The organism is Arthrobacter sp. AL12, from assembly GCF_029960645.1.
GTDB lineage: Bacteria > Actinomycetota > Actinomycetes > Actinomycetales > Micrococcaceae > Arthrobacter.
Genome location: NZ_JASBQY010000008.1, coordinates 119,391 through 141,292, shown reverse-complemented (window position 1 = coordinate 141,292; position 21,902 = coordinate 119,391). Strand labels below are relative to the sequence as shown.

General features: G+C 66.4%; 21 protein-coding genes. 9 read left to right on the top strand and 12 right to left on the bottom strand.

Features of this window, described 5'->3' with window-relative positions; all coding sequences use genetic code 11:
* Nucleotides 1-46: 46 nt before the first annotated feature.
* From prfB to QK291_RS11065, 8 genes are all read right to left on the bottom strand, one after another.
* Nucleotides 47-1,162: a peptide chain release factor 2 gene (prfB, locus tag QK291_RS11100; RefSeq protein ID WP_282381705.1), complete on the bottom strand. Its 1,116-nt coding sequence runs from the start codon at nt 1,160-1,162 to the stop codon at nt 47-49.
* Between the two features lie 87 nt (nt 1,163-1,249).
* Entirely contained in the window at nt 1,250-1,663 is a 414-nt protein-coding gene (locus QK291_RS11095; protein ID WP_282381787.1) for a pilus assembly protein TadG-related protein, read from the bottom strand.
* 89 nt (nt 1,664-1,752) lie between these two features.
* Nucleotides 1,753-2,205, bottom strand: a complete 453-nt coding sequence (locus QK291_RS11090) for a hypothetical protein (protein ID WP_282381703.1) — start codon at nt 2,203-2,205, stop codon at nt 1,753-1,755.
* Nucleotides 2,206-2,251: 46 nt separating this feature from the next.
* Nucleotides 2,252-2,596 carry a TadE family protein gene (locus tag QK291_RS11085; protein ID WP_348994572.1) on the bottom strand — a complete coding sequence of 115 codons (345 nt, stop codon included), beginning with the start codon at nt 2,594-2,596 and terminating at the stop codon, nt 2,252-2,254.
* Between the two features lie 57 nt (nt 2,597-2,653).
* Entirely contained in the window at nt 2,654-2,902 is a 249-nt protein-coding gene (locus QK291_RS11080) for a hypothetical protein (protein ID WP_282381699.1), read from the bottom strand.
* A gap of 67 nt (nt 2,903-2,969) precedes the next feature.
* A complete protein-coding gene (locus tag QK291_RS11075) occupies nt 2,970-3,911 on the bottom strand; it encodes a type II secretion system F family protein (RefSeq protein WP_282381697.1) in 942 nt (313 codons plus the stop codon).
* A complete protein-coding gene (locus QK291_RS11070) occupies nt 3,908-4,762 on the bottom strand; it encodes a type II secretion system F family protein (RefSeq protein ID WP_282381695.1) in 855 nt (284 codons plus the stop codon). Before QK291_RS11070 ends, QK291_RS11075 begins: the two co-directional genes overlap by 4 nt.
* Nucleotides 4,762-5,985: an ATPase, T2SS/T4P/T4SS family gene (locus tag QK291_RS11065; RefSeq protein WP_282381694.1), complete on the bottom strand. Its 1,224-nt coding sequence runs from the start codon at nt 5,983-5,985 to the stop codon at nt 4,762-4,764. The genes QK291_RS11070 and QK291_RS11065 overlap by 1 nt, the downstream gene beginning before the upstream one ends.
* A gap of 511 nt (nt 5,986-6,496) precedes the next feature.
* Here QK291_RS11065 and QK291_RS11060 point away from each other — a divergent pair.
* The 3 genes from QK291_RS11060 (at nt 6,497) to QK291_RS11050 (ending at nt 11,833) form a co-directional block, all read left to right on the top strand.
* A complete protein-coding gene (locus QK291_RS11060; protein WP_282381692.1) occupies nt 6,497-9,013 on the top strand; it encodes a GH25 family lysozyme in 2,517 nt (838 codons plus the stop codon).
* A 152-nt stretch (nt 9,014-9,165) separates the two neighbouring features.
* Nucleotides 9,166-10,209 (top strand): substrate-binding domain-containing protein, encoded by a 1,044-nt coding sequence (locus tag QK291_RS11055; RefSeq protein WP_282381690.1) that lies wholly within the window; start codon nt 9,166-9,168, stop codon nt 10,207-10,209.
* Complete coding sequence (locus tag QK291_RS11050; protein ID WP_282381688.1) at nt 10,196-11,833, top strand: DUF2142 domain-containing protein; 1,638 nt, start codon at nt 10,196-10,198, stop codon at nt 11,831-11,833. Before QK291_RS11055 ends, QK291_RS11050 begins: the two co-directional genes overlap by 14 nt.
* Here the strand turns inward: QK291_RS11050 and QK291_RS11045 are convergent.
* Nucleotides 11,830-12,321: a GtrA family protein gene (locus QK291_RS11045; RefSeq protein ID WP_282381686.1), complete on the bottom strand. Its 492-nt coding sequence runs from the start codon at nt 12,319-12,321 to the stop codon at nt 11,830-11,832. The two genes, QK291_RS11050 and QK291_RS11045, sit on opposite strands and share 4 nt — an antisense overlap.
* A 169-nt stretch (nt 12,322-12,490) precedes the next feature.
* Between QK291_RS11045 and QK291_RS11040 the strand changes: the two genes are divergently transcribed.
* The gene (locus tag QK291_RS11040; RefSeq protein ID WP_282381684.1) at nt 12,491-14,092 is read left to right on the top strand and encodes a DUF2142 domain-containing protein; all 1,602 of its coding nucleotides are present in this window, start codon (nt 12,491-12,493) and stop codon (nt 14,090-14,092) included.
* An 89-nt stretch (nt 14,093-14,181) separates the two neighbouring features.
* Here QK291_RS11040 and QK291_RS11035 read toward each other — a convergent pair whose 3' ends face one another.
* From QK291_RS11035 to QK291_RS11025, 3 genes are read right to left on the bottom strand one after another with little or no spacing between them, the layout of a single operon-like run.
* On the bottom strand, nt 14,182-15,606 hold the full coding sequence (locus QK291_RS11035; protein ID WP_282381683.1) for a bifunctional dTDP-4-dehydrorhamnose 3,5-epimerase family protein/NAD(P)-dependent oxidoreductase: 1,425 nt from the start codon (nt 15,604-15,606) through the stop codon (nt 14,182-14,184).
* 3 nt (nt 15,607-15,609) lie between these two features.
* On the bottom strand, nt 15,610-16,608 hold the full coding sequence (gene rfbB, locus QK291_RS11030; RefSeq protein ID WP_282381681.1) for a dTDP-glucose 4,6-dehydratase: 999 nt from the start codon (nt 16,606-16,608) through the stop codon (nt 15,610-15,612).
* Nucleotides 16,609-16,653: 45 nt separating this feature from the next.
* A complete protein-coding gene (locus QK291_RS11025) occupies nt 16,654-17,421 on the bottom strand; it encodes a glycosyltransferase family 2 protein (protein WP_282381680.1) in 768 nt (255 codons plus the stop codon).
* A 151-nt stretch (nt 17,422-17,572) separates the two neighbouring features.
* Between QK291_RS11025 and QK291_RS11020 the strand changes: the two genes are divergently transcribed.
* From QK291_RS11020 to QK291_RS11000, 5 genes are all read left to right on the top strand, one after another.
* Nucleotides 17,573-18,805, top strand: a complete 1,233-nt coding sequence (locus tag QK291_RS11020; RefSeq protein ID WP_282381678.1) for a polysaccharide biosynthesis protein — start codon at nt 17,573-17,575, stop codon at nt 18,803-18,805.
* Nucleotides 18,795-19,721: a glycosyltransferase gene (locus QK291_RS11015; protein WP_282381676.1), complete on the top strand. Its 927-nt coding sequence runs from the start codon at nt 18,795-18,797 to the stop codon at nt 19,719-19,721. Before QK291_RS11020 ends, QK291_RS11015 begins: the two co-directional genes overlap by 11 nt.
* A gap of 83 nt (nt 19,722-19,804) precedes the next feature.
* Nucleotides 19,805-20,554, top strand: a complete 750-nt coding sequence (locus QK291_RS11010) for a glycosyltransferase family 2 protein (RefSeq protein ID WP_282381675.1) — start codon at nt 19,805-19,807, stop codon at nt 20,552-20,554.
* Nucleotides 20,555-20,556: 2 nt separating this feature from the next.
* Entirely contained in the window at nt 20,557-20,991 is a 435-nt protein-coding gene (locus QK291_RS11005) for a DUF2304 domain-containing protein (protein WP_282381673.1), read from the top strand.
* On the top strand, nt 20,992-21,879 hold the full coding sequence (locus QK291_RS11000) for a glycosyltransferase (protein ID WP_282381671.1): 888 nt from the start codon (nt 20,992-20,994) through the stop codon (nt 21,877-21,879).
* Nucleotides 21,880-21,902 lie beyond the last annotated feature (23 nt).

Sequence of the window (21,902 nt, the reverse complement as noted above, 5' to 3'; positions counted from 1 at the left end):
CAAAGGAGCCGGGGCAGCTCTGCCGTCGGCGGGTATTAGCCCGAGGCTACTTGTCCGCGTTGCGGTTGTCGGTCCGCCAGCGGATGCCGGCGTCGATGAAGTCGTCGATCTCGCCGTCGAACACGGCGGAGGTGTTGCCGACCTCGTGCTCGGTGCGGAGGTCCTTGACCATCTGGTAGGGGTTCAGGACGTAGGAGCGCATCTGGTCGCCCCAGGAGGCCTTCACATCACCGGCGAACGCCTTCTTCTCCGCGTCCTCCTGTTCCTTCTTCAGCAGCAGCAGCCTGGACTGCAGCACACGCAGGGCAGCAGCCCGGTTCTGCAGCTGGGACTTCTCGTTCTGCATGGACACCACGGTGCCGGTCGGGATGTGGGTCAGGCGCACGGCGGAGTCCGTGGTGTTGACGGACTGGCCGCCGGGGCCGGAGGAACGGAAGACGTCGACGCGGATCTCGTTGTCCGGGATGTCGATGGAGTCCGTCTGCTCGATCAGCGGGATGACCTCGACGGCCGCGAAGGAGGTCTGACGGCGGCCCTGGTTGTCGAAGGGGCTGATCCGGACCAGGCGGTGGGTGCCGGCCTCGACGCTGAGCGTGCCGTAGGCGTAGGGGGCCTTGACCTCGAAGGTGGCGGACTTCAGCCCGGCCTCTTCGGCGTAGGAGGTGTCCATGATGGTGGTGGGGTAGCCGTGGCGTTCGGCCCAGCGCAGGTACATCCGGAGCAGCATTTCGGCGAAGTCCGCGGCGTCCACGCCGCCGGCGCCGGCCCGGATGGTGACGACGGCTTCACGCTCGTCGAACTCGCCGGACAGCAGGGTCACGACCTCGAGCTCCTTCAGCGCCTTGCGGATCGATTCCAGCTCAACGGCGGCCTCACCCATGGAGTCGGCGTCGTCCTCGTCCTGGCCCAGTTCGACGAGGACTTCAAGATCGTCGATCCGCGAGGTGAGGGAATCCAGACGGGCCAGTTCGGACTGGCGGTGCGAGAGCCTTGAGGTGATGACCTGGGCGGCCGCGGGGTCGTCCCACAGATTGGGTTCGCCGGCGCGTTCGCTCAGTTCGGCGATGTCTTCCTTCAGCGCCTCGACATTCGAAACGTTCTCGATGGAGGCGTAGGTGGCGCGCAGGGCGCGGATTTCTGCGGGAAAATCAATGTTTGCCATGGTTTTTTAAGCCTACGCTATCCGTGCGAGCCGCCCGGACTGGGTTGCAGGGCCCGCCCGGGCTGGGCTGCAGGGCCCGCCTAACGGCTACCGCGTGAGCCGGGAACGCGCCGTCGAACTCGCTTCGATCCTGATGCCGTCGGGGACCAGGAAATTGACCACGGGCGGGTGGACGGCGGCGCTGAGCACCACGACGGCAGTGGAACCGTCCGGACTGCCCGTTCCCGGCCCGACGGCGAGGGCGCTGAATCGGCCCGAGGCGCTGCTGCGGTCCAGGAACTCGACGGCGGCGCTCCGCACGCGGGCTCCGCTGAGGACGGCGGTGGGGCTGCCGCCGCCCGTTTTGAGCTGCCCAAGGGTGAAGCTGTCCGCGGCGGCCACCGAGGCGCCGTCCGCCAGCGACAGGAGCTTCTTGTGTTCGATGTAGACACTGGAGGCGGCGACGACCACGGTCATAAGAAGCAGCGCGAGCAACACGAAGCCGATGATCAACACCGCTATTTGCCCGGCCTCCCTGCCCTGGTCTCGGGGTGGCGGAGCCGTTTCCCGGCCCTGCCGCGGGCGCCCGCGGCGCTGCCTCCGGGGACGGCTCATCGGAAGCGGCCCACCAGTTGGGTGGCGGAGGCGCTGAGCTGCCCGGCATTCAGGTTCAGCGCCTCGCTGAACGGGACGAACGGCAGCGGCACCGTCAGATGGACGGTGACCGTCACGGCTGTGCCGGCGGCCAGGCATTCCGCGGGGGCGCAGCTGGTTTCGACCCGGGCATGCGACGCGGCGTGCCCATGGTCGGCGAGCGCCAGCAGGACGGCCTGCTCGGCGGCGGCCCGGCCGGCGGCGGCATCCGTCTGGGCGACGTAGACCTTGGCAGCCTGGTCCGCGGCACCGACGACCGCGAAGGAGCCGCCCTGGAGCTGTCCCATGGTGATGATGAAGTAGACCAGGGGGACCATCAGGAGCACCGACAGGAACGTGAACTCCACGACAGCGCTTCCCCTTTCGGCATCGCCGACGCCGTTGGTGGTTATCTCCGCGGTTTCTCCCACGGGCCGCCGGCCTGGTGCGTCAAGAGCTTCAGGCGCGTCAGGCGCGTCAGGGCTGGATGGCCGCATGCCCTTTCACCTCCAGGACTGCGCGGGGCCCGATCAGACCGATCACGGGCAGCGGCGCGCGGACCGTGACTTCCAGGGTACGAATGCCCTGGTACGTCGCTTCGGTCGTCGTCACGTCCTGGGCGAACGCAGGATTGAGTGCGACGCCGATCAGCTGCGCCGTCCGTTCCCTGGCGTCAACGGCGCTACGGTCCGCGAGGGTGCCGTATCTGGCGCCTGACGCCGCGGCGTCGATCAGCGTATTCCTGACGTGCAGAACGAGGGTGAGCTGGACAATAGCAAGGAACAACAGCGTCAGCAGCCCTGCCACGAGGACAAAGTCCACCACCGCCGACCCTCGTTCCTCAGTTTTGCCCCAGCCGGCGCCGGGCAGGCGCACGCGCTACTGCCCGACCTTGTCCATGGCCTGGTTGAACAGTCCTTCCAGGGCAGGGACGGCGATCGCGAGGAGTGCTGCGACGAGCACGGCGGACATCAGGGTGATCATCACCCAACCCGGCACATCGCCCCGCTCGCGGGGATCCCCGGGCCGTTCGGGCTTCAGGACACTGGCCGAATGCGTCCTGGCGACCCCGGGCACCAGGCTGATGGTCCACAGCAACTGCGCCATGCGGTTAAGGATCCGTTTCACGTTCTCCCCCTTGGGTTGGTGTTTCGTTTGTCTTCCTGCGCCTTCGCTGCCGTTCCTTTGACGGTTGCTACAAACCCATGCTGATGGCGGCCAGTCCTGGAAAAACCGCGAACACGACAGTCAGTGGCAGGACGCCGAAAACGACGGGAACCATCATTCCGATTTCCTTCTTGCCCGCCGACTCCATCAGCTCGCGCTTTGCCGTGTCCCGGACGTCCTGGGCCTGGGCCCTCAGCACATCAGCGAGGGGCGTCCCGCGTTCGACCGCCACAATCAACCCGTCCACGAAACGCAGCAACGGGCCAAGCTCCGTCCGGGATGAGAACTCCTGGAGGGCTTCCACCAGTGGTTTCCCTGCCCTGGTCTCGGCCAGCACGCGGGTGAAGTCCTTGGACAGCTCTCCCCGGGCACTGCGGCACACCCTGTCCAGTGCCCCCGTGGCGCTCTCTCCCGCACTGACGGCCAGGGCCATGAGCTCGGCGATGCTGGGGAACTCCGCCATCATGCGCGCTTCGCGCTTCCTGACCTGGGCGCCCAGCAGGTAGTCGCGCAGCAGAAATCCACCGGCGGCGCTGCCAAGCACCAGCACTACGGCGAGCAGGGGGCTGGACCGTCCGGCCGCGCCCGAGACCATCACGGCACCGACCGCCGCGACAAAACCGCCCGCGCCCCAGAGAAGCTGTTCTGCCCGGAAATCCGCCGGCGACTTATCGCCCCCGGCCCTCGTCAGGCGGCGGTCCAGGGCGGCGGAGCCGGGATTCAGCCGTCCCAGCCGCGAGACGGCGTCGCCAAGGACCGGGCGCAGGATTCGCTCCAGCGGACCGAACGGGGTGACGTTTCGCGGCGCGGCTAGCAGGAGCCGGGACTGCAGGTTGTGCGACTTCAGCTGCGGGCCGATACGCTCCACGAAGGTGGTCGGCCGCATGAACGGCAGCCTGGTCAGCAACAACCAGGCACCGCAGCCAAGGACCACGCCGCAGGCGGCAGCCGCCGCCATGAGCCCTGTCATCGGAGGACCCGCTCGTCTGCCGGCAGCGCTCCAATGCGCAGCATGACGGCATAGGAGACCAGGGACACGGCCAGGCCGCCAATCAAAACGGCGGCGCCGAGGGGGGTGTTGTAGGCCGCCACCGCCTCGGGCCGGCTAGCCAGCAGCATCAGGACGATCCAGGGGGCGGCCACCGCCAGCCGAGCGGCGTTGACGGTCCAGGACTGCCGGGCCTCAAGCTCGCTCCGGGTCCGGGCACTTTCGCGCAGGAACTCCGCCAGCGTGCCCAGCAGCCGGCCGAGATCCGAGCCGCCCACTTCCCTGGTTAGCCGCAGCGCCTCCACGATCCGGTCGGCGACCGGATCTGCCAGCCGGTCCTTCAGCCGGGTCAGGGAGGGATCGAACTGCCCTCCGGAGCGATAGTCGGAGCCGAACTCGCGGAACACATGACGGAGTTCCTCTGGACCTTTGTCGCCCAATTGGATGAGGGCTTCCGGCAGCGACAGTCCGGCGCGGATCGCCGAGCGGAGGTGGTCAACGACGTCGGGCCACAGCTGGCGCAGAACAGCGGTGCGCTTCCGCGCGCGCCACTTCACGATGGCCAAGGGCAGCCACCCCCCGAAGAGGCCAAAACAGCCTGCGATCGGCCACGACCTGGTCACCGCAAAGAAGATGAGCGTCGTGAACGCTCCGACGCCCAGGCAGCTCGCCAGCAGGCCGGGCCCGCTGACCCTCTCGATTCCAGCGGAGCGCAGCAAATCCTCCAGGCGGTTGGGTCCAGGCCGGCGGCTGGCCGCCTTCGGCTGCTCCCAGGCCGACCACCAGATCAGCAGGAATCCGGCACCGGCCAGGATGCCCAGCAGCGCCGCCATCAGCGTGGCTCCAGCAGGGTTGCGACGTCGTACCCTGCCCGGGCGAACTTCTCGGCGGACGGCATCGAGTTGGCCCTGGGCTGCAGCCGGCCCTCAGCGAGGGCGAACACCATGGACGACTCGATGATGCCGTTCTCCACCCTCCGGCCCAAGGACAGTATCTCCGTCACTTCCCTCCGCCCGCTGGCGTGGCGGGCGCAGTGGACCACAAGGTCGATGCAGGACGCGACAGTCGGAACTACGAAGGCGCTCGAGATGTTCTCGCCTGCAAGCAGCGGGAGCGTGCAGATCTTGGTCACCGCGTCGCGGGACGAGTTTGCGTGGACGGTGCACATCCCGGGCAGGCCTGAGTTCAAAGCGATCAGCATGTCCAGGCTCTCGGCCTCCCGGACCTCGCCCACCACCAGCCGGTCGGGCCGCATGCGCAGTGCTTCCTTGACCAGCCGGCGCATGGGGATTTCGCCTTCGCCCTCCAGATTCGGCTGCCGGCACTGCAGCCCGACAACGTCCCGCAGCGGAAACTGCAGCTCGAAGATCTCCTCGACGGTGATGACGCGCTCGCGGGTTCCGATGCTGGCCGCCAGACAATTGAGCATGGTGGTCTTGCCCGCCTGGGTGGCACCGGAAACCAGGATGTTCAGCCCGCTGGCCACGGCAGCGCCGAGGAACCGGGCAGACTGGGGCGTCAGCGTGCCCAGTTCCACCAGATGCTCGAGCCGGCTGGCCTTCACCACGAACTTGCGGATGTTGACCGCCCAGTGCCGCCGCGTCACATCCGGGATGACAACATGCAGGCGGGAACCGTCGGGCAGGGCGGCATCCACGAACGGGGACGACATGTCGAGGCGGCGCCCGGAGCTTTTGAGCATCCGTTCCACGAGGTCCCGGACCTGCTGGTCCGTGAGCGAGACCGAGGTCAGCTCGGATTCGCCGTTCCGAGCCACATAGATCTCGTTGGGAGCGTTTAGCCAGATCTCCTCAATGGCGGGATCGTCCAGCAGCGGCTGCAGGGCCCCGAACCCCGCCACGGCGTCGAAGACGAACCTTCGGGCATTCTCCAGCGGACCGATCGGTGGGAGTGGCGCCAACAGGGCTCGCTCATCGTAATCCAGCACCGCTGCCTCAACGAGGCGGCGGACTTCACCTGTCTGGCTGAGGGGGTCGAGGCCGCGCCGGCGCATCAACTCGCGGACTTCATCCTCGACAATATGTACAGCCTCCACCGTGGCCCCCAATATGACTGCCGCCCTGTCCCCCGGGGCGCTGCAATTGGGTTAAAGCTATGGGTGGGCGGGCCGCCGAACAAGGGCCTGCAGGGTGGCATGTGGAAAACCGCCGCGGGAGTTCTTCACATTTGTCCCACCAGTAACAACAGAAACTCTGGTTCCGCCTAACCGGCGGTGTTAGGGTGAGCGCGACAAGTCAGACATTCTCAAATCCGGGCAGCTTCGTCAGAGTCCACCGGGCGCGAGATCACTATGACACTGCCACGAGCGTGTTGTTCCGGAGCGACGAATGAAGCGGACCCTATTTCCCCCCAACAGTCACCTCGGCAGCCGGGTCGGGGCCGCGCTGCTGGCCGTCGCCCTCATCGCGGCTCCCGGCCTGGCCACTCCGGCAGCCGCCGTCGAGCCGACACCAACGGCACCCGCTGCCGCAACGGGTGGCACGACAGCGCCTCCGACCGCAACGGTCCAATCCACGGCTTCGCCCGCCCGGACCACAACGACACCTGTGCCCACTCTGCAGGCCAGCACGGGCCCGGCCACGGTCGATGGATCGTCCCAGGCCTACCGGAGCGCCATGGCCGAGGCCACCAAGGCCGGCGGGGCCGAGATGGGGCAGGGAACACGTGCCGCCGGCGGATCGATTGACGGCAGCAAGGCCGTGGCCACTGAGGCGCTGGCCACGGAAGGCACCTGGATGCCCAGCTTCGGCGTGCAGGGACTCGACGTCAGCAAGTACCAGGCCGGCATCAACTGGCAGACCCAGTGGAACATGGGCGCCCGCTTCGCCTACATCAAGGCCACCGAGGGGAATTACTACACCAGCACCACGTTCGGCGACCAGTACCTGGGCTCCAGGGCTGTTGGCATGATCCGCGGCGCCTACCATTTCGCCAACCCCGCGGCCTCCTCCGGCGCTGACCAGGCCCGGATCTTCGCCCAGAACGGCGGCGGCTGGAGCACCGACGGGTACACCCTGCCCCCCGTGCTCGACTTTGAGGGAAACCCCTACGCGGGGCAGACCATTGGCGGCTACTACCAGGGCAACACCTGTTACGATATGACGCCCGCCCAGTTGACGTCATGGGCCCGCGACTTCGGCAACACCATGAAGGCACTGACCGGCCGGCTGCCGGTCATGTACACCACCACCACGTGGTGGAACTACTGCACCGGCGGACCCTCCGGTTTCGGCGACTGGCCGCTGTGGATCGCCCGCTGGCCTGGCTCGCCCAGCGACAGCCCGGGCGCCCTGCCCTCCAGCTGGACCAACTTCAGCTTTTGGCAGTACAGCGAGTCCGGACCTTTCGCCAACGGCGGGGACTCCAACGTCTGGAACGGGGACTACGCCTCGCTTAAGCGGTTCGCCACGGGCACGGCAACGCCTCCCCCGCCCGCCCCGCCGGTCGCGCCCGCCCCGCCGGTCGCGCCCGCCCCGCCGGTCGCGACCGACTCGACACGCCTGCTGGTGTCTCCGGGTGACTTCGACGGAGACGGCACCCCCGACCTCATCCAGCGCAAGTCCGACGGAGAGCTCTGGTTCTACCCCGGCAATGGCGCCGGGGCGTATCTGGCCGGGCGGCGGATCGGTTCCGGCTGGGGGATCTATGACCGGGTCCTCGGTGTGGGGGACTACAACTCCGATGGAAAGAACGACCTGGTCACGAGGAAACTCGACGGGTCACTCTGGTTCTACGCGGGCACCGGACGGGTGTCGGCAACCGACGAGGGCTACCGCCCCGCCGTCAAGATCGGGGAGTTCGGCTGGGATGGCTTTGACTCGCTGCTGGGCGTCCGGGACTTCGACGGCGACGGCAAGTCCGATCTCCTGGCCCGGAAGCCGGACGGGAAGCTGGTCCTGTATTCCGGCACCGGCACCGGCAGTACCGGGTCCTCCCGCCAAACTGATTTTGGCTGGGAGGTCTTTGACCAACTCATAGCGATCCAGGACTACAACGGCGACGGCACAAGCGACCTTGCGGCCCGGCGTCCCGACGGCACGCTCTGGTTCTACTCCAACACCGGCAGCGGGGCACTCATCAACCCGCGCCAGATAGGTTCGGGGTGGGGCGTTTACGAGCACATTGCCGGTACCGGGGACGCCAACGGGGACAGGATGGCCGACTTCGTCGCGAGCGACTCCAATGGTGGCGTGTACTTCTATGCCGGCACGGCCATGCGCGAGCCCGCTTACCAGGCGGCCAGGAAGATCGGCGACTTCGGCTGGGACGCCTTCGACGCCCTGGTTGGCACCCGCGATTTCAACGGAGACGGCAAGGCCGACCTCCTGGCCCGCCGCCCGGATGGCACGTTGTGGTTCTATCCCGGTTCCGGCAGCGGCGACTACAGTGCCGCCCGGAAGATCGGCGACTTCGGCTGGGACGCTTTCAGCGCCCTCCTTGGCGTGGGCGACTTCAACGGAGACCTCAAGAACGACCTCGTGGCCCGGGGCCGGGACGGTTCGCTCTGGTTCTACGCCGGCACCGGCAGAGTCGACTCAACGAGCAATGGCTACAAGCCCGCGGTGCGGATCGGCCTCTTCGGCTGGGAAGCCTTCACGGCGCTGACCGCCACGGGCGACCTCAACGTAGACGGGAAGAACGACCTCCTCGCCCGGCGGGGCGACGGCTCGATCTGGCTCTACCGCGGCACGGGCAAGGTGGACGCGGCAAACAACGGATACCTGCCCGCCCAGAAGGTTGGAGACTTTGGCTGGGAGGCTTTCGCCCAGATCACCGGCCCTGGTGATGTGGACTCCGACGGCAAGAACGACCTCCTGGCCCGGACGGCCGACGGGACGGTGTGGCTGTACCCAGGCGACGGGTCTGGCAAACCCGCCGGAGCACGTCGTATCGCGACGAACTGGAGCGGCTACGACGCGGTGTTCGGGGCGGCGAACCTCAACGCCGACGCCTATCCGGACCTCGTGGCGCGCAAAACTGACGGATCGCTCTGGAACTATGCCGGCACGGGAATGAACCCGAGTGAAGGCTATCTTCCGCGCACCCTGGCGTTGAAGTTCTGACTCTCCCGCGGCCACGGACATCAACCGTGCTCAAGGCGGCGGACTGGTTCACCGGCTAAGGTATATAGGGGTCGCGGGCGCGGCCCGCCAGCTAGAGCATTGAGGAGACAGGCCGGATGAAACCCACGCACAGGGGGCGGAGGTTGGTCCTCATGGCCACCATCTGCGCATTCGGACTGACAGCTTGCTCAGCGGACGAGGCGGGTTCCGGCGTCGTCGGTTCCTTGACAGCCATCGGCAGTTCCAGCCAAAACGGTCCCCTCTCAGCATGGCAGCAGGGCTGGTCCAAGGATTTCCCGGGGACCTCGATGCGTTACTCTCCCGACGGCGATGCGATCGGCCGTGACGCCCTCTTCCGGGGCATGGCCCACTTCGCCAGTATCGATTCACAGCTCACGCCGGAGGACTGGGAGAAGTCCAAGCAAGCCTGCGGCGCCAGCGGAGCCTTGGCGGTTCCGACGTCGGTCACGGCGATCGGCGTCTCCTACAACGTCGCTGGCCTGCGCAATGTCCGCTTGGACCCGGACACCCTTACTGCGATGTTCGACGGCGCCATCACCCGCTGGGATGACGCCAGGATCGCGGCGCTGAACCCGGACACCGATCTGCCCGATCTGGAGGTCGTGCCCGTATGGGCGAAGAATGACTCCGGGCTGACCCACGCCGTCGGCGAGTACCTTGCTTCCGGCATGAGTGGGGGGATGGATATCGACAAGACATGGCCCGACGGGACCGCGGGCGAGTCCGTAGCCAGTTACCCGGACCTCGCCACCAAGGTGGATGACACCGCCGGGGCAGTTTCCTTCATGGACCGGGCCGAGATCGGCACCCGGTTTTCCACTGCGACACTGAAGTTTGGCGACGAATTCGTGACCGCCACCAACGACGCCCTCGCCACCGCCGTAGAAAGCGGCGACGTCACAGGGGCGCCAGGCGGCGGCGTCCAGTTGAACCTGCACCCCGGTACAAGCCCCGGCTACTCGCTGGGCTTCGTCGGATACCACGCGTTTTGCCACGCCTACCAAAACGAAGCGCTCACCCGGCTGGTCCGATCGTGGGCTTTCTACGTGAACGGCGAAGGCGGACAAGCCAACTCCACCTACTTCGCGCAGGTCGGCAGCCCCAGTGTTGAGGCCCTGAAGAAATCCAAGTCCGCACTCGAATCAATCAAGGCGGCAGACAATGTCAACCAGTAGTTCAGGACTCCTTTCCACCCGGCCAGGCACCGCCGGTAGCCCGGGGAGCGCACAAAACGTCACGACCGCGGCCGACCGGGCCGCTGCCGGCGGCCCGGTCAGGCTCTTCTTTCGCGTCTTCGCGCTGTTTGCCCTGATGGCCTCGCTCTGGGTACTGGCCACGCCCCTAATGGCCTACCCGGATGAGCCATCCCACACGATCAAGGCCGCGGCAGTCGCACGGGGACAGTTCATGGTCCAGGAAGGCCAGTCCTACGGCCACGGCGTCCACGTCCAGGTCCCTTCCTATATCGCGAACCTCTCCGCCCAGACATGCACTGCGTTCAAGAAAGACGTGACGGCCTCATGCGCGCCGGCGATCCCCACAGACGATAACTACCTCACTCTGGGCGTGACGTCCGCCGGCCTGTATAACCCGATGTACTACTGGCTGGTGGGTCTCCCCAGCCTCTTCCTGACCGGGGCCCCGGCCCTGCTGGGCATGCGAATTGTCAGCGCACTCCTCGCTACGGCCTTCCTGGCGGCAGGCCTGACGGCGCTTACCCGGCTCAAACGGCCCAAATGGCCGGTCACGGCGGCCGCCGTGGCCTTGACGCCGATGGTTTTCTTCCTCAGCTCCGGCATCAACCCCAACTCCCTGGAAGTCGCCGCGACCATGGCGGTCTTCTGCGGCCTGCTGGTGTGCCTGGAGAATGCCCGAAACCCGTCCCGGGTGAAGCCGGCGATCGTCACCGTCGGCGTCTCAGCGGCCGTCCTTGCCAACACCCGCAACGTTTCGTTGGTCTGGCTGCTGGTGGCGTTCATCGTCGCCGTGTCCTTCTACGGGCTCCGCAGTCTCTGGAGCCTGTTCCGCGACCGCCGGGTGCTCGCCGCGATCGCCTTCATAGTGGTCTCCATGGGACTCGGGATGCTGTGGATTGTCCTGATGCTCTTCGCTCCCGGGTCCACAGCCGCAGCCCCCGAAGGAATCTCCAACGTCGTGGAAGGCGCCCGGCCTCATCAGGCCTTCCTGACTATGCTGGACCGGGCGTTCGACTTCGTGCCTCAATACATCGGGGTGATGGGCTGGCTGGAAGTACCGGCACCACAAGCGGTCATCCAGTTCTGGAGCATGCTCCTGATACTCGCCCTGCTCGTTCCCTTCATGGCGCGGCCGAGGCGCAACGCGGTGGGTTTCTGGATTGCCCTCGGCGCCCTGGCACTCGTCCCCGCGGTCGTCCAGGCGGGCCTCATCACCACGGTGGGCTACATCTGGCAGGGCCGCTACAACCTTCCGCTGTTTGTGATTACAGTGATAGCCGCGGGGATGGCCATCCGGTTCCGCAGCTTCAACCCCACTCCCGGCTTCCGAGGCCTCGCACGCGTTGTGGTCACCGTAGGCGCGATCGCGCACGTTTACACCTTTGTGTACATCCTCCGCCGGTACGTGGTGGGACTACGCGACACCAGCAACTGGCAGGTGATGATCACCCATCCGGGCTGGCAGCCGCCGTTGGGATGGATCCTCTTGACCCTGGCCTATGCCGCCCTGGTCTACGTCGGCGCATCGGCACTATACGCGTACCTGTTCAGCGGACAGCAGCTGATCCGCTGGTCCAGGCCCGGCCGGCAGGGCGCGAGTTAGTCCTGGGAAGAAGGCTTGGCCACTGCTTCGGCCGCTTCGGCGGAGGCAGTGCCGTCCGCGGAATCCGCGGGGCGCGGTTTGAAAATCCAGTATTTGTACAGCAGGAAGTTCCAAGCGGTCGTGACGACGGTGGCAACCACTTTGCCCACAGCGTAGGAGACGCCCGAGGCAGCAAAAAGGTTGACGATGACGTCGATGGCTACGAGGTTGAAAATGACCAGGACGCCGTATTTCAGGAAGCTCACGTGCGCGCGTGCGCCGGACTGGAAGGTGAACTTTCGCTGGACCAGGAAGTTGAAGACCAGGCTGGCGAGGAATGCGATCGGCGTGGCGATCCACAGGTCCATTCCCCCGACCTCGTGGAGCAACGCCAGTAGGCCCAGGTCAATGGCGAACGATGCCACCCCGACGACAAGGAATTTGACGAGGTATCCGTTGTGCACGATATTTTTCAGACGGTCAACCAGGCTTAGAGAACTACCCTGCATGATTCGAAACTACCGCCTGTACTCGTTGGAGTGCCGGGCACCGTACTCGCCCAATGACACCAAAACAGTCTAGACCAGACGTGGGTCTTGTCCACCTCGCGTTGTCCCGGCGGGCAGCAAGTAGAGTTAATCCAGACCTCCGGCCCCCACAGAGAGAACTATCCTTCCCGTGAAACTCGGATCCATGTCCCCCGGGCTGCTGCGCTTTCTGACGGCATTTGCCGTGCTGGCGACACTCACCACCCTTTGGTCCCTGGCCAGCCCCCTGATTTCCGTCCCGGACGAGCAGGCGCACACGATCAAAGCCGGTGCCGTGGTCCGCGGCCAACTCCGGGGCGAATCGGGCACGGCCCAGGGCGAACGGTCCCAGGTCGTCGTCCCGGTATATATTGCCTCCGTCGACGGCCTTTCGTCATGCTACGCATTCAAGCCGGCAATCGCCGCCGACTGCAGCCCGCAGCTGCCCGCGGACGAGACTCCCATAAAGGCGCTGACGAGCGCCGGCAATTACAACCCCATGTACTACGCGGTGACCGGCCTGCCCAGTCTGGTTCTCTCCGGCGCCAAGGCGATCTATGGAATGCGGGTCGTGAGTGGCCTGCTGAGCGCCGCATTCCTGGCCCTGGCGTTTTCAGCGCTGGGAGGTCTGCAGCGGCGCCGCCTGCCGCTGTTCATCGGAAGTTTCGCGGTGACCCCGATGGTGCTGTTCCTCGCCGGAGCGGTGAACCCCAATGCCCTGGAAATTGCGTCGTCGCTGGCTGTCTTCACCGGCCTGTGCCTGAGCTGGGAGCGGATCAGTACCAAGGGAGCGTGGGCGGGGCCGCTTGCCATGGCGGCCGTCTCTGCCGCCGTCCTGGCCAACACCCGTGCCGCGTCACTGGTGTGGCTGGCCCTTGCCGTAGCCGGGTCGCTGCTCCTCTTCGGGCTGGGGCCCCTGTTGGCCGTCCGGCGGCAGCGCTTCCTGTGGGCGATGGTTGCCGTCGTGGGCTTCGGATGCGCGCTTTCGCTGCTCTGGCTCAAAGCCGCCGACAGCCTGCAGAACCTGATGGGCCAGGGCATCGACGCGACCCCGCTGGAAGTCGCCGCCATCATGTTGGACAAGACCTTTGACTTCGCTGCAGGCTACGTCTCTTATTTGGGCTGGCTGGACACGCTGGGTCCTTCCGGCGTGCTGGTAATCTGGTCAGCCCTGATTGGCGGCAGCATCGTGGCGGCCCTGTCCGCGGCCAACCGCGCGGGACGCCTGGCCGTCGGCTTCCTGCTGGTTGGGGTCATCGCCCTTCCGGCGCTGCTGCAGATTCCGCTGGCGAAAGACGTCGGAATCATCTGGCAGGGGCGGTACATCCTGGCCCTGGTCGTGGTGCTGATAGCCTCCTGCGGCGTCGCCTTGCGCCACTGCGCGGTCGGCAACTCGGTGGCTCTGCGCCGGGGAATCAAGATTCTGCTGGGGCTGATGGTGTTCGGCCACTTCTACAGCTTTGTGTACGGCCTCCGCCGCTATGTGATCGGCATCCAGGATCCCGCCAACTGGGGCGACATGATCACCGCCCCGCTCTGGCAGCCGCCCTTCGGCTGGGTGGTCCTGGCGCTGGCGTACCTGGCGGCGCTGACCGCGGGCGCGATGCTGCTGTACCGCAGCACCGCCCCGGCCCAGTACCCGCTTGCGGCGGACACTCCTGCCCTCGGTTCCCACGCCCCCAGCACGGTTCCCCAGTCCCCTGGAACCCGGTCCGCCGCCGCGGAGGACGCCAAGCCGCTCCCCTCCGCCTGAGCCTGAGCCGCAAAGACCCCCGCCGGCCGCCACCCAATGGTGGCGGCCGGCGGGGGTCTTTTCGCGTTGAGCTTGCCTCGGGCCGGCGGTTAGGAGGAAGCCCGGGAGCCGCGCAGGTAAGCCTGCAGCCGGTCCCCCGCCTCCGCCGGAGCATAGCCGGCAGCCTTGATCCGGGACAGGTCCAGGACGCTGTTCGCTGGCCGCGGCGCAACGGTCTTCCCGCGGAAGTACTCCTCCGTGCTGACGCCGGTGACGTCTGTCCGGGTGGCGCCTTCCAGTTCGTAGACGTCCGCCGCGATGTCCGCCCAGCTCTGCGGGTCACCGTCGTTGCTCAGGTTGTAGGTTCCATACGGTGCGCCGGTGGAGATCAGGTGCCGGATCCCCGCTGCGATGTCCTCGGTGAAGCTGAGCCGCCCGACCTGGTCGTTCACGACGGCGGGTTTGATGCCCCGCGCCGCCAGCGACGCCATCGTCCGGACGAAGTTGTTGCCCTCGCCGATCACCCAGCTGGTACGCACGATGTAGTGGCGCGGCACGACGCTGACCACGGCATCCGCGGCGGCCTTGGTCTGCCCGTAGACCCCCAGCGGCGAGAGCTGCTCATCTTCGCTGTGCGACTCACGGGTCCCGTCGAAGACGTAGTCCGAGGAGACATGCACCATGGTCAGGTCATGGTCGACGGCGGCCCGGGCGAGGCGGGCAACGGCGGTGACGTTGACCGCCCACGCAGCACTGCGGCCCTCGGAGGTCTCGGCGGCGTCGACGGCGGTGTAAGCGGCCGCGTTGATAATGGCCGAGTAGTTCTTCCAGTTCCGCGAGGTGAAGGCCTCGTCGCTGCCGAGATCGAACTGTGCGCGCCCGGCGAATTCAACGCCCGCGTCGCCGGCGTAGAGTTCCCGCAGCGCCGTGCCAAGCTGGCCGCCCGCGCCGACGACGAGGATTTTCTTCGCTGGCATCGGCACGACGTCCGCGAGGCGGGGGTGTGCCTTGTCCTTGTCGGAGAGTTCCGCCTGCTCCAACGGGATCGGCCAGGCAATGGCGGCGGTCTCATCGGCCAGGTTCAAGAAAGTGTACCGGCCCTGCGCGTCCGCGGACCAGTGGTCATTGACGAGGTAGGTGTACGCGGTGTTGTCCTCCAGGGTCTGGAACGCGTTGCCCACGCCCCGGGGGATGAAGATGGCCTGGCTCGGATCCAGCTCGGCGGTGAACACCGCCCCGAACGCGGGTCCCTCGCGCAGATCCACCCAGGCACCGAAAATCCGGCCGGTCGCGACTGAGATGAACTTGTCCCACGGCTCGGCGTGGATGCCCCGGGTGGTCCCGGCCAACTCGTTAAACGAGATGTTGTTTTGTACCGGGCGGAAGTCCGGCAGGCCGAGGGCCACCATCTTTTCCCGCTGCCAGTTCTCCTTGAACCAGCCCCGGTTGTCACCGTGGACTGGAAGGTCGTACAGGACAACGCCGGGAATCGGGGTTTCATGGGCGGTCAGCTTTTTCGAGAACTCGATCGACATAATCTACTGGCCCTGTTCCTTGTACTTAGCTTCGGTGGCCGCCTTCTGCGGGCGCCACCAGTCCTCGTTGGCCCGGTACCAGAGAATCGTGTCCTCGATGCCGGCGTCGAAGTTGGAGAAGCGCGGCGCCCAGCCGAGTTCCTGCCGGAGCTTCGTGGAATCGATCGCGTAGCGCAAGTCGTGGCCGGGACGGTCCACCACGTGGTCGTATGCGTCCGGCGCCTGGCCCAGGTGCTTAAGGATCAGCTCGACGACGTCCTTGTTGTTCTTCTCGCCATCCGCGCCGATCAGGTAGGTCTCGCCGATTTGTCCCTTGGCGATGATGGCCAGGACCGCGGAGGAGTGGTCATTGGCGTGGATCCAGTCGCGGACGTTCTCGCCCTTGCCGTAGAGCTTGGGGCGGATTCCATCGATCACGTTGGTGATCTGGCGTGGAATGAACTTCTCCACATGCTGGTACGGACCGTAATTGTTTGAGCAGTTGCTGATCGTTGCCTGCAGCCCGAAGGACCGGACCCAGGCGCGCACCAGCAGGTCCGAGCCGGCCTTCGTGGAGGAGTACGGGCTGGAGGGGTTGTACGGGGTGCTCTCGGTGAACCGCTCGGGATCGTCCAGTTCCAGGTCGCCATAGACCTCGTCGGTGGAGATGTGGTGGAAGCGCTTGTTGTGTTTCCGGGCCGCCTCGATGAGCGTGTACGTGCCGATGATGTTGGTGTCCAGGAAGGGCCGGGGGTCGTGCAGCGAGTTGTCGTTGTGGGATTCCGCGGCATAGTGGACCACCACGTCGGCGTCGGCCACCAGTGAGTCGACGAGCGCCGCGTCGCAGATATCGCCCTGAACGAACTGGAAACGCTGGGCGGGAAGGCCCTTCAACGACTCCAAGTTACCGGCATACGTGAGCTTGTCCAGGACCGTGACATGGTCCCCGGTGTTCGCAAGCACGTAGTGGACAAAATTCGAACCGATGAAGCCGGCACCGCCGGTGACAAGGAGTTTTTGCATTCAGCCAGCTTACCGGCATGGCCAACGTTGCGCCGGAGACGCTGGCTAGGAGCCCGGGGCCGGGCGCACGCGGGAACGCCGGCGGACCGCTTCAAGCAGCAGGCGGACCAGGACCACCCGGGCGGCCAGGATGACCGGCAGCGAGCGCCAGCCCCGGGGAGTCGCGTTATCGCCGTGAATCCGCCGCAGCAGGGTGGACTCGTCCAGGTGCCCGATGGAACCCAGAACGTTGCCGCAGATCGCCAGCCAGAGGTCGTGCGATTCCCGCAGGTAGGGCGGTACGGGGGCGAACATATCCAGGACCTCGCGGCGGAAGGCCATTCCGCACCCGTAGTAGGCGCGGTAGCCGACGAGGATCCCCAGCAGGTTGGCAGCCCTCCGGTTGGTGTCACTGCTGCGGAGCCGCGGTATCGCGGGCCGGGGGCCGCCGCCGAGGACGTCGAAATTACTCGCCACGACCTGGTGCTCTTCGAGTGCGGTCAGCATCAGCTCAAGCCGGCCGTCGGTCCAGACGTCGTCCTGGTCCGCGAGCAGAACGCTCGCTCCGGAGCTTGCCCGGCAGGCCTGCTCGAACGACCTGACATAGCCCTGGTTGGCTGTTGCCTCGATCAGCCGGATCCGCGGATCGGCGAAGCTGCGCACCAGCTCCCGCGTCCCGTCGGTGGAGGCATCGTCGACGATCACGAGCTCGTCCCGCTGCCCCAGCTGGGCCAGGATCGACTCGACCTGCTCCGTGATGAAGGCCGCACCGTTGTAGCTGGCCATGCAGACGCTGGCGCGCACGGCTGGGCTGTTCAGGGGTGAGGAATTCATGGACTCGCTTCGCTTGGACGGGCACGTCGCGGCGCCGAGGCGGCGCCCATACCGGTTTATCCTATGCGAACCGTGCCGGCCGGCGCGGCTGCCCGGCGGCCATCCCGTAAGATCGAGGCAGCCCCCGAGACCACCAAGGACACCCGCACGAATGAAGACCGTACTGCTCCGCCTGTCCGGATTCGCGGTCCTTCCACTCCTGTCCCTGATCACCCCACTGCTGCTCCTGCCCGTTGTCTCCACGGTGGTTGGCGGGGAGGGCATCTCCAGTGTTATTGCCGGGCAGGCGATCGGCACTTTCGCGGCTACGGTCCTGCTGTGGGGATGGAATGTCGACGGCCCAGTGGCGATCGCCCGGGCCGCTGACAACCGGGAACGCGGGCTGATTTACCTCCGCAGCATCCGTACAAGGCTGCTGCTGCTCGTGGCGGTGCTTCCGCTGGCCGGGGTGGTGGCCGCCGTCGTCGCCGTGCCGCAGTTCCGGCTGGAGGCAGCCGCGATGTGCTGGGCTGTTGCCCTGACCGGAATGTCACCGGCATGGTTCTGCATCGGAGTAGGCCAGCCGCGGCTGCTGGCGCTCTACGACACGATCCCCCGTTTTCTGGCCACAGTGGCGGCGGCCCCGGTGCTGCTGCTGACGCAGCAGCTCTGGAGTTACACCGCCCTGCTCGCGCTGGCCACCCTCGGCTCGCTGGTGGGGTTCCACCGGGCGTTCGCGGCCCCGGGCGCGTGGCTCCCGCTCAGCCTGCGCGGCACCCTGGCCGACCTCCGCCGCCAGGGCAAGACGGCAGGGATCAGTCTCGCGGGCAGCGCCTACGCGTCCACCCCCGCGCCGATCGCGACGGCGACAACTGCCCCGCAGGCGTCCGGAAGCCTGGCGACGGCGGACACGCTCTACCGTTTCGGCCTGTTTACCGTCATCGCCCTGGGCAACGCCTTCCAGAGCTGGACGATCGAAAGAGACGCCATCAACCGCCGTCGCCGGCATCTGGCCGCCATCTGGGCGCATGCGGGACTCGGGGTGGCCGGAGCGGTCATCCTCACGCTGGCGGGGCCTTTCGTGAGCAGCCTCCTTTTTGCCGGCCAGGCCCAGGCGAGCACCCTGCTCTGCGCCTATTATGGGATCGCGTTCGTGTTCCTGAGCGCGAGCACCCCGTTCATCCGCAACCTCCTGATTCCCGCCGGCCGCCAGTCGACCGTGCTCCGTTGGACACTGGTCTCCGCTGTCTTCGGGGTGGCCGTGATGCTCTGGGCCGGCGCCGCCGGGAACGCACCGGGCATCGCCCTGGGCATGGCACTCAGCGAAGCTGTCCTGTTCTTCGCCCTGTTGATCCCCGGCCTCAAGCTCCTCCCTGAAGAAAGGGCACCCGACCATGCCTCCTAGCGACAATCGTCCCTCCGTCGCCGCCGTGATTGCAGCGTACTCACCTCCGGAGACCCTGCTGGGCACTGTCCGTGCACTGCTGGTCCAGGTCCCCCACGTGGTGGTGGTCGACGACGGCTCCCCCGCAGAACTTTCCGGGCTCTACACCCGCCTTGCCGGCGAGGGAGCTGTGATCATCCGCCAGCCGACCAACCTCGGGATAGCGGCGGCCCTTAACGCGGGACTCAAGCTCGCCGAAACGACCTGGGACCCGGCGTTCTTCCTTACCCTCGACCAGGATTCCGTCATTACCGATGGGTACGCCGAACGCGCACTGCGAACCTATGATGAGGCCCGGAAGGCCGGGATCGACGTCGGGGTCGTCTGCGCAGCGTCCTACAGCGGCCATCCCGTGCCCACAATCTCCGGCACCGGTCCGTTCGTGAACGCCTTCGACCCGATGCAATCCGGGTTTGTCCTGCCGCGCTCCACGGTGGACCGGATCGGGCGCTTCGATGAAGGCCTCTTCATCGACGGTGTGGACTCCGAATACACCATGCGTGCCCGTTCTGCCGGGCTCAGCGTGCTGGTGGGTGCGGGCTGTGACATTGCGCACGACCTTGGCCAGCGGCAGCCGGGCGTGCTGCTGGGGCGCCCGGTCCGGCTCGGCGGCCGGGAGATCTCCTACAATTACCACTCGCCCGCGCGGGTCTACTATATTTCCCGGAACGGCACGGTCCTCACCCTGCGCTACGCATTGAAGGCCCCCGTCTGGACGGCGAGACGGCTTGTGGAGGAACTGAAGGCACATGTGCTGCGGTTCAGCTTCAGCCCCGGCAGGGGCAAGCTGCTGTGCGCTGCAGCCCGCGGATTCGTCGACGGCGTCCGCGGCGTGACGGGACGCATACCGCTGGATCTGGAACGACGGCTCCGGTAAGCCAGCGCCCCGGCCGCGCCGCACCGCACCGCACGGCCCCCCGGATCGAGGGGGCCGCCCGACATTGATATAGTTTGGACACCATGGAACCAACTGTCGCCCCACGTGTTCTGGTCATAATGCCCGCTTGGAATGAAGCCGAGGCGATCGACCAAACCGTCCGAGAAGTCCTGGCGACCAGCGACCGCTACGACGTCGTGGTCGTCGACGATGGTTCAACCGACGACACGGCCCGTCTGGCAGCAGCGGCCGGAGCCACCGTCCTCCATCTGCCGTTCAACCTGGGGGTGGGCGGAGCCATGCGGGCCGGTTTCAAGTATGCCCACCGTCTCGGCTACCAGCAGGTAATCCAGGTCGATTCCGACGGCCAGCACGATCCGCGGAACATCGACGAGGTTCTCGCCGGGCTGGAGCATGCGGACATATCGATCGGAGCACGGTTCGCTGACCGCGGCAGCTACCGGGTTAGCGGGCCACGCAAGTGGGCCATGGTGTTCCTTGCACGGGTCATTTCCTCATTGGCCAAGACCCGGCTGACTGACGTCACCAGCGGCTTCCGTGCCGGCAACGAACGTGCCATCGCCCAGTACCTGGACCACTACCCTGCGGAGTACCTCGGCGACACCATTGATTCGCTGGTAGTGGCCGTCCGCTCGGGCTGCCGCGTCACCCAAGTGCCGGTCGAAATGCGCCCCCGGCAGGGCGGCAAACCCAGCCACAATCCAGCCAAGGCCGCCGTCTACCTGGGCCGGTCGATCTTCGCCCTTCTGTTTGCCCTGACCCGCAAGCGTTCAGAGATCACCGTGCCTGCGCACGGATTGAAAGGACCATAGCCTTGGGCAATATTGCTGCTTTCCTTCTCGCCCTGGCGATTGTGGCCCTGGTCGTGGAAATGCTGCGGCGCAAGAAACTTCGCGAGAAGTACGCTGCGCTGTGGCTCGTGGTCGGTGTGGCCACCCTCGTTCTCGCGGCTTTCCCCCGACTACTGAACATCGTCGCGGAATTCGTGGGAGTCCAGCTCCCCTCCAACTTGCTGTTCATCATGAGCATCCTGATGCTCCTTGGCGTCTGCCTGCACCTGTCGTGGGAGATCTCCGTCGTGGAGGACGAGACGCGGACGCTCGCCGAGGAGGTCGCCATCCTGCGCTCCCAGGTGGAGTCGCTCAGTGCCGACCCCGCCGCCGCGCCCCGCAGGTCGCCGGTCTCGCCCGGGTCCAGGGTGCCGTCCGCCGGTTCCTCCGACACTTCAACCGAAAGTTCCGATTCCTAAATGGCACTCGATATCTTTGTCCCGTACTGGGGTGACCCGGCCTTCATGCGGGAAACCGTGGACAGTGTCCTCGCACAGGAGAACCCGGACTGGTTACTCACAGTCGTCGACGACGCCTATCCGGGCCTTGAGATCAAGGAATACGTCTCCGGGATCAATGACCCTCGCGTGAGGTACATCCGCAAGGACATCAACGCCGGCATCACGGAGAACTACCGCACGTGTGTGGCCATGGCCACCGAAGACGTCCTGGTGATTCTCGGCTGCGATGATGTGTTGCTGCCCAATTACGTGGACGTCATCCTCACGGCACATCAGCGCTACCCCCACGCCGCAGTCATACAGCCCGGAGTTGAGGTCATTGACGAAAACAGCCGTGTGGTGACAACTCTGGCGGACACGGTGAAGCAGAAGCTGGTCAAGCCTCGGGTCCACGGCGCGCGGGTCGTCGCCGGCGAGCCCATCGCCCGGAATCTGATGCATGGTGACTGGCTGTACTGGCCGTCGCTGGCCTTCCGCACCGACAAGATCCGGGAAGTCGAGTTCCGCGAGGGTTTCCCGATCATCCAGGACCTGGCGCTGGTCATGGACATGATCTTCGAAGGAAGCCAGTTGCTGATCGAGCCGACACTGTGCTTCCGCTACCGACGGCACTCCAACAGCGCCTCGTCCGCCAAACTGGTGGACGGGTCCCGGTTCGCCGGGGAACGCGAGTATTTTGCGGTCGCGGCAGCCCAGGCCGAGGAGCTTGGCTGGACGCGTGCGGCGCGCTCGGCGCGGCTCAGGCTGACCTCCCGTCTGCACGCCATCTATTTGCTCCCCAAAGCGGCGGGGACCCGGAATTCGACCGCGGTCAAGGCCCTTACCCGTCATGCCTTCGGCCAGTAACCTGCCAGCAACGAAAGGTCCCC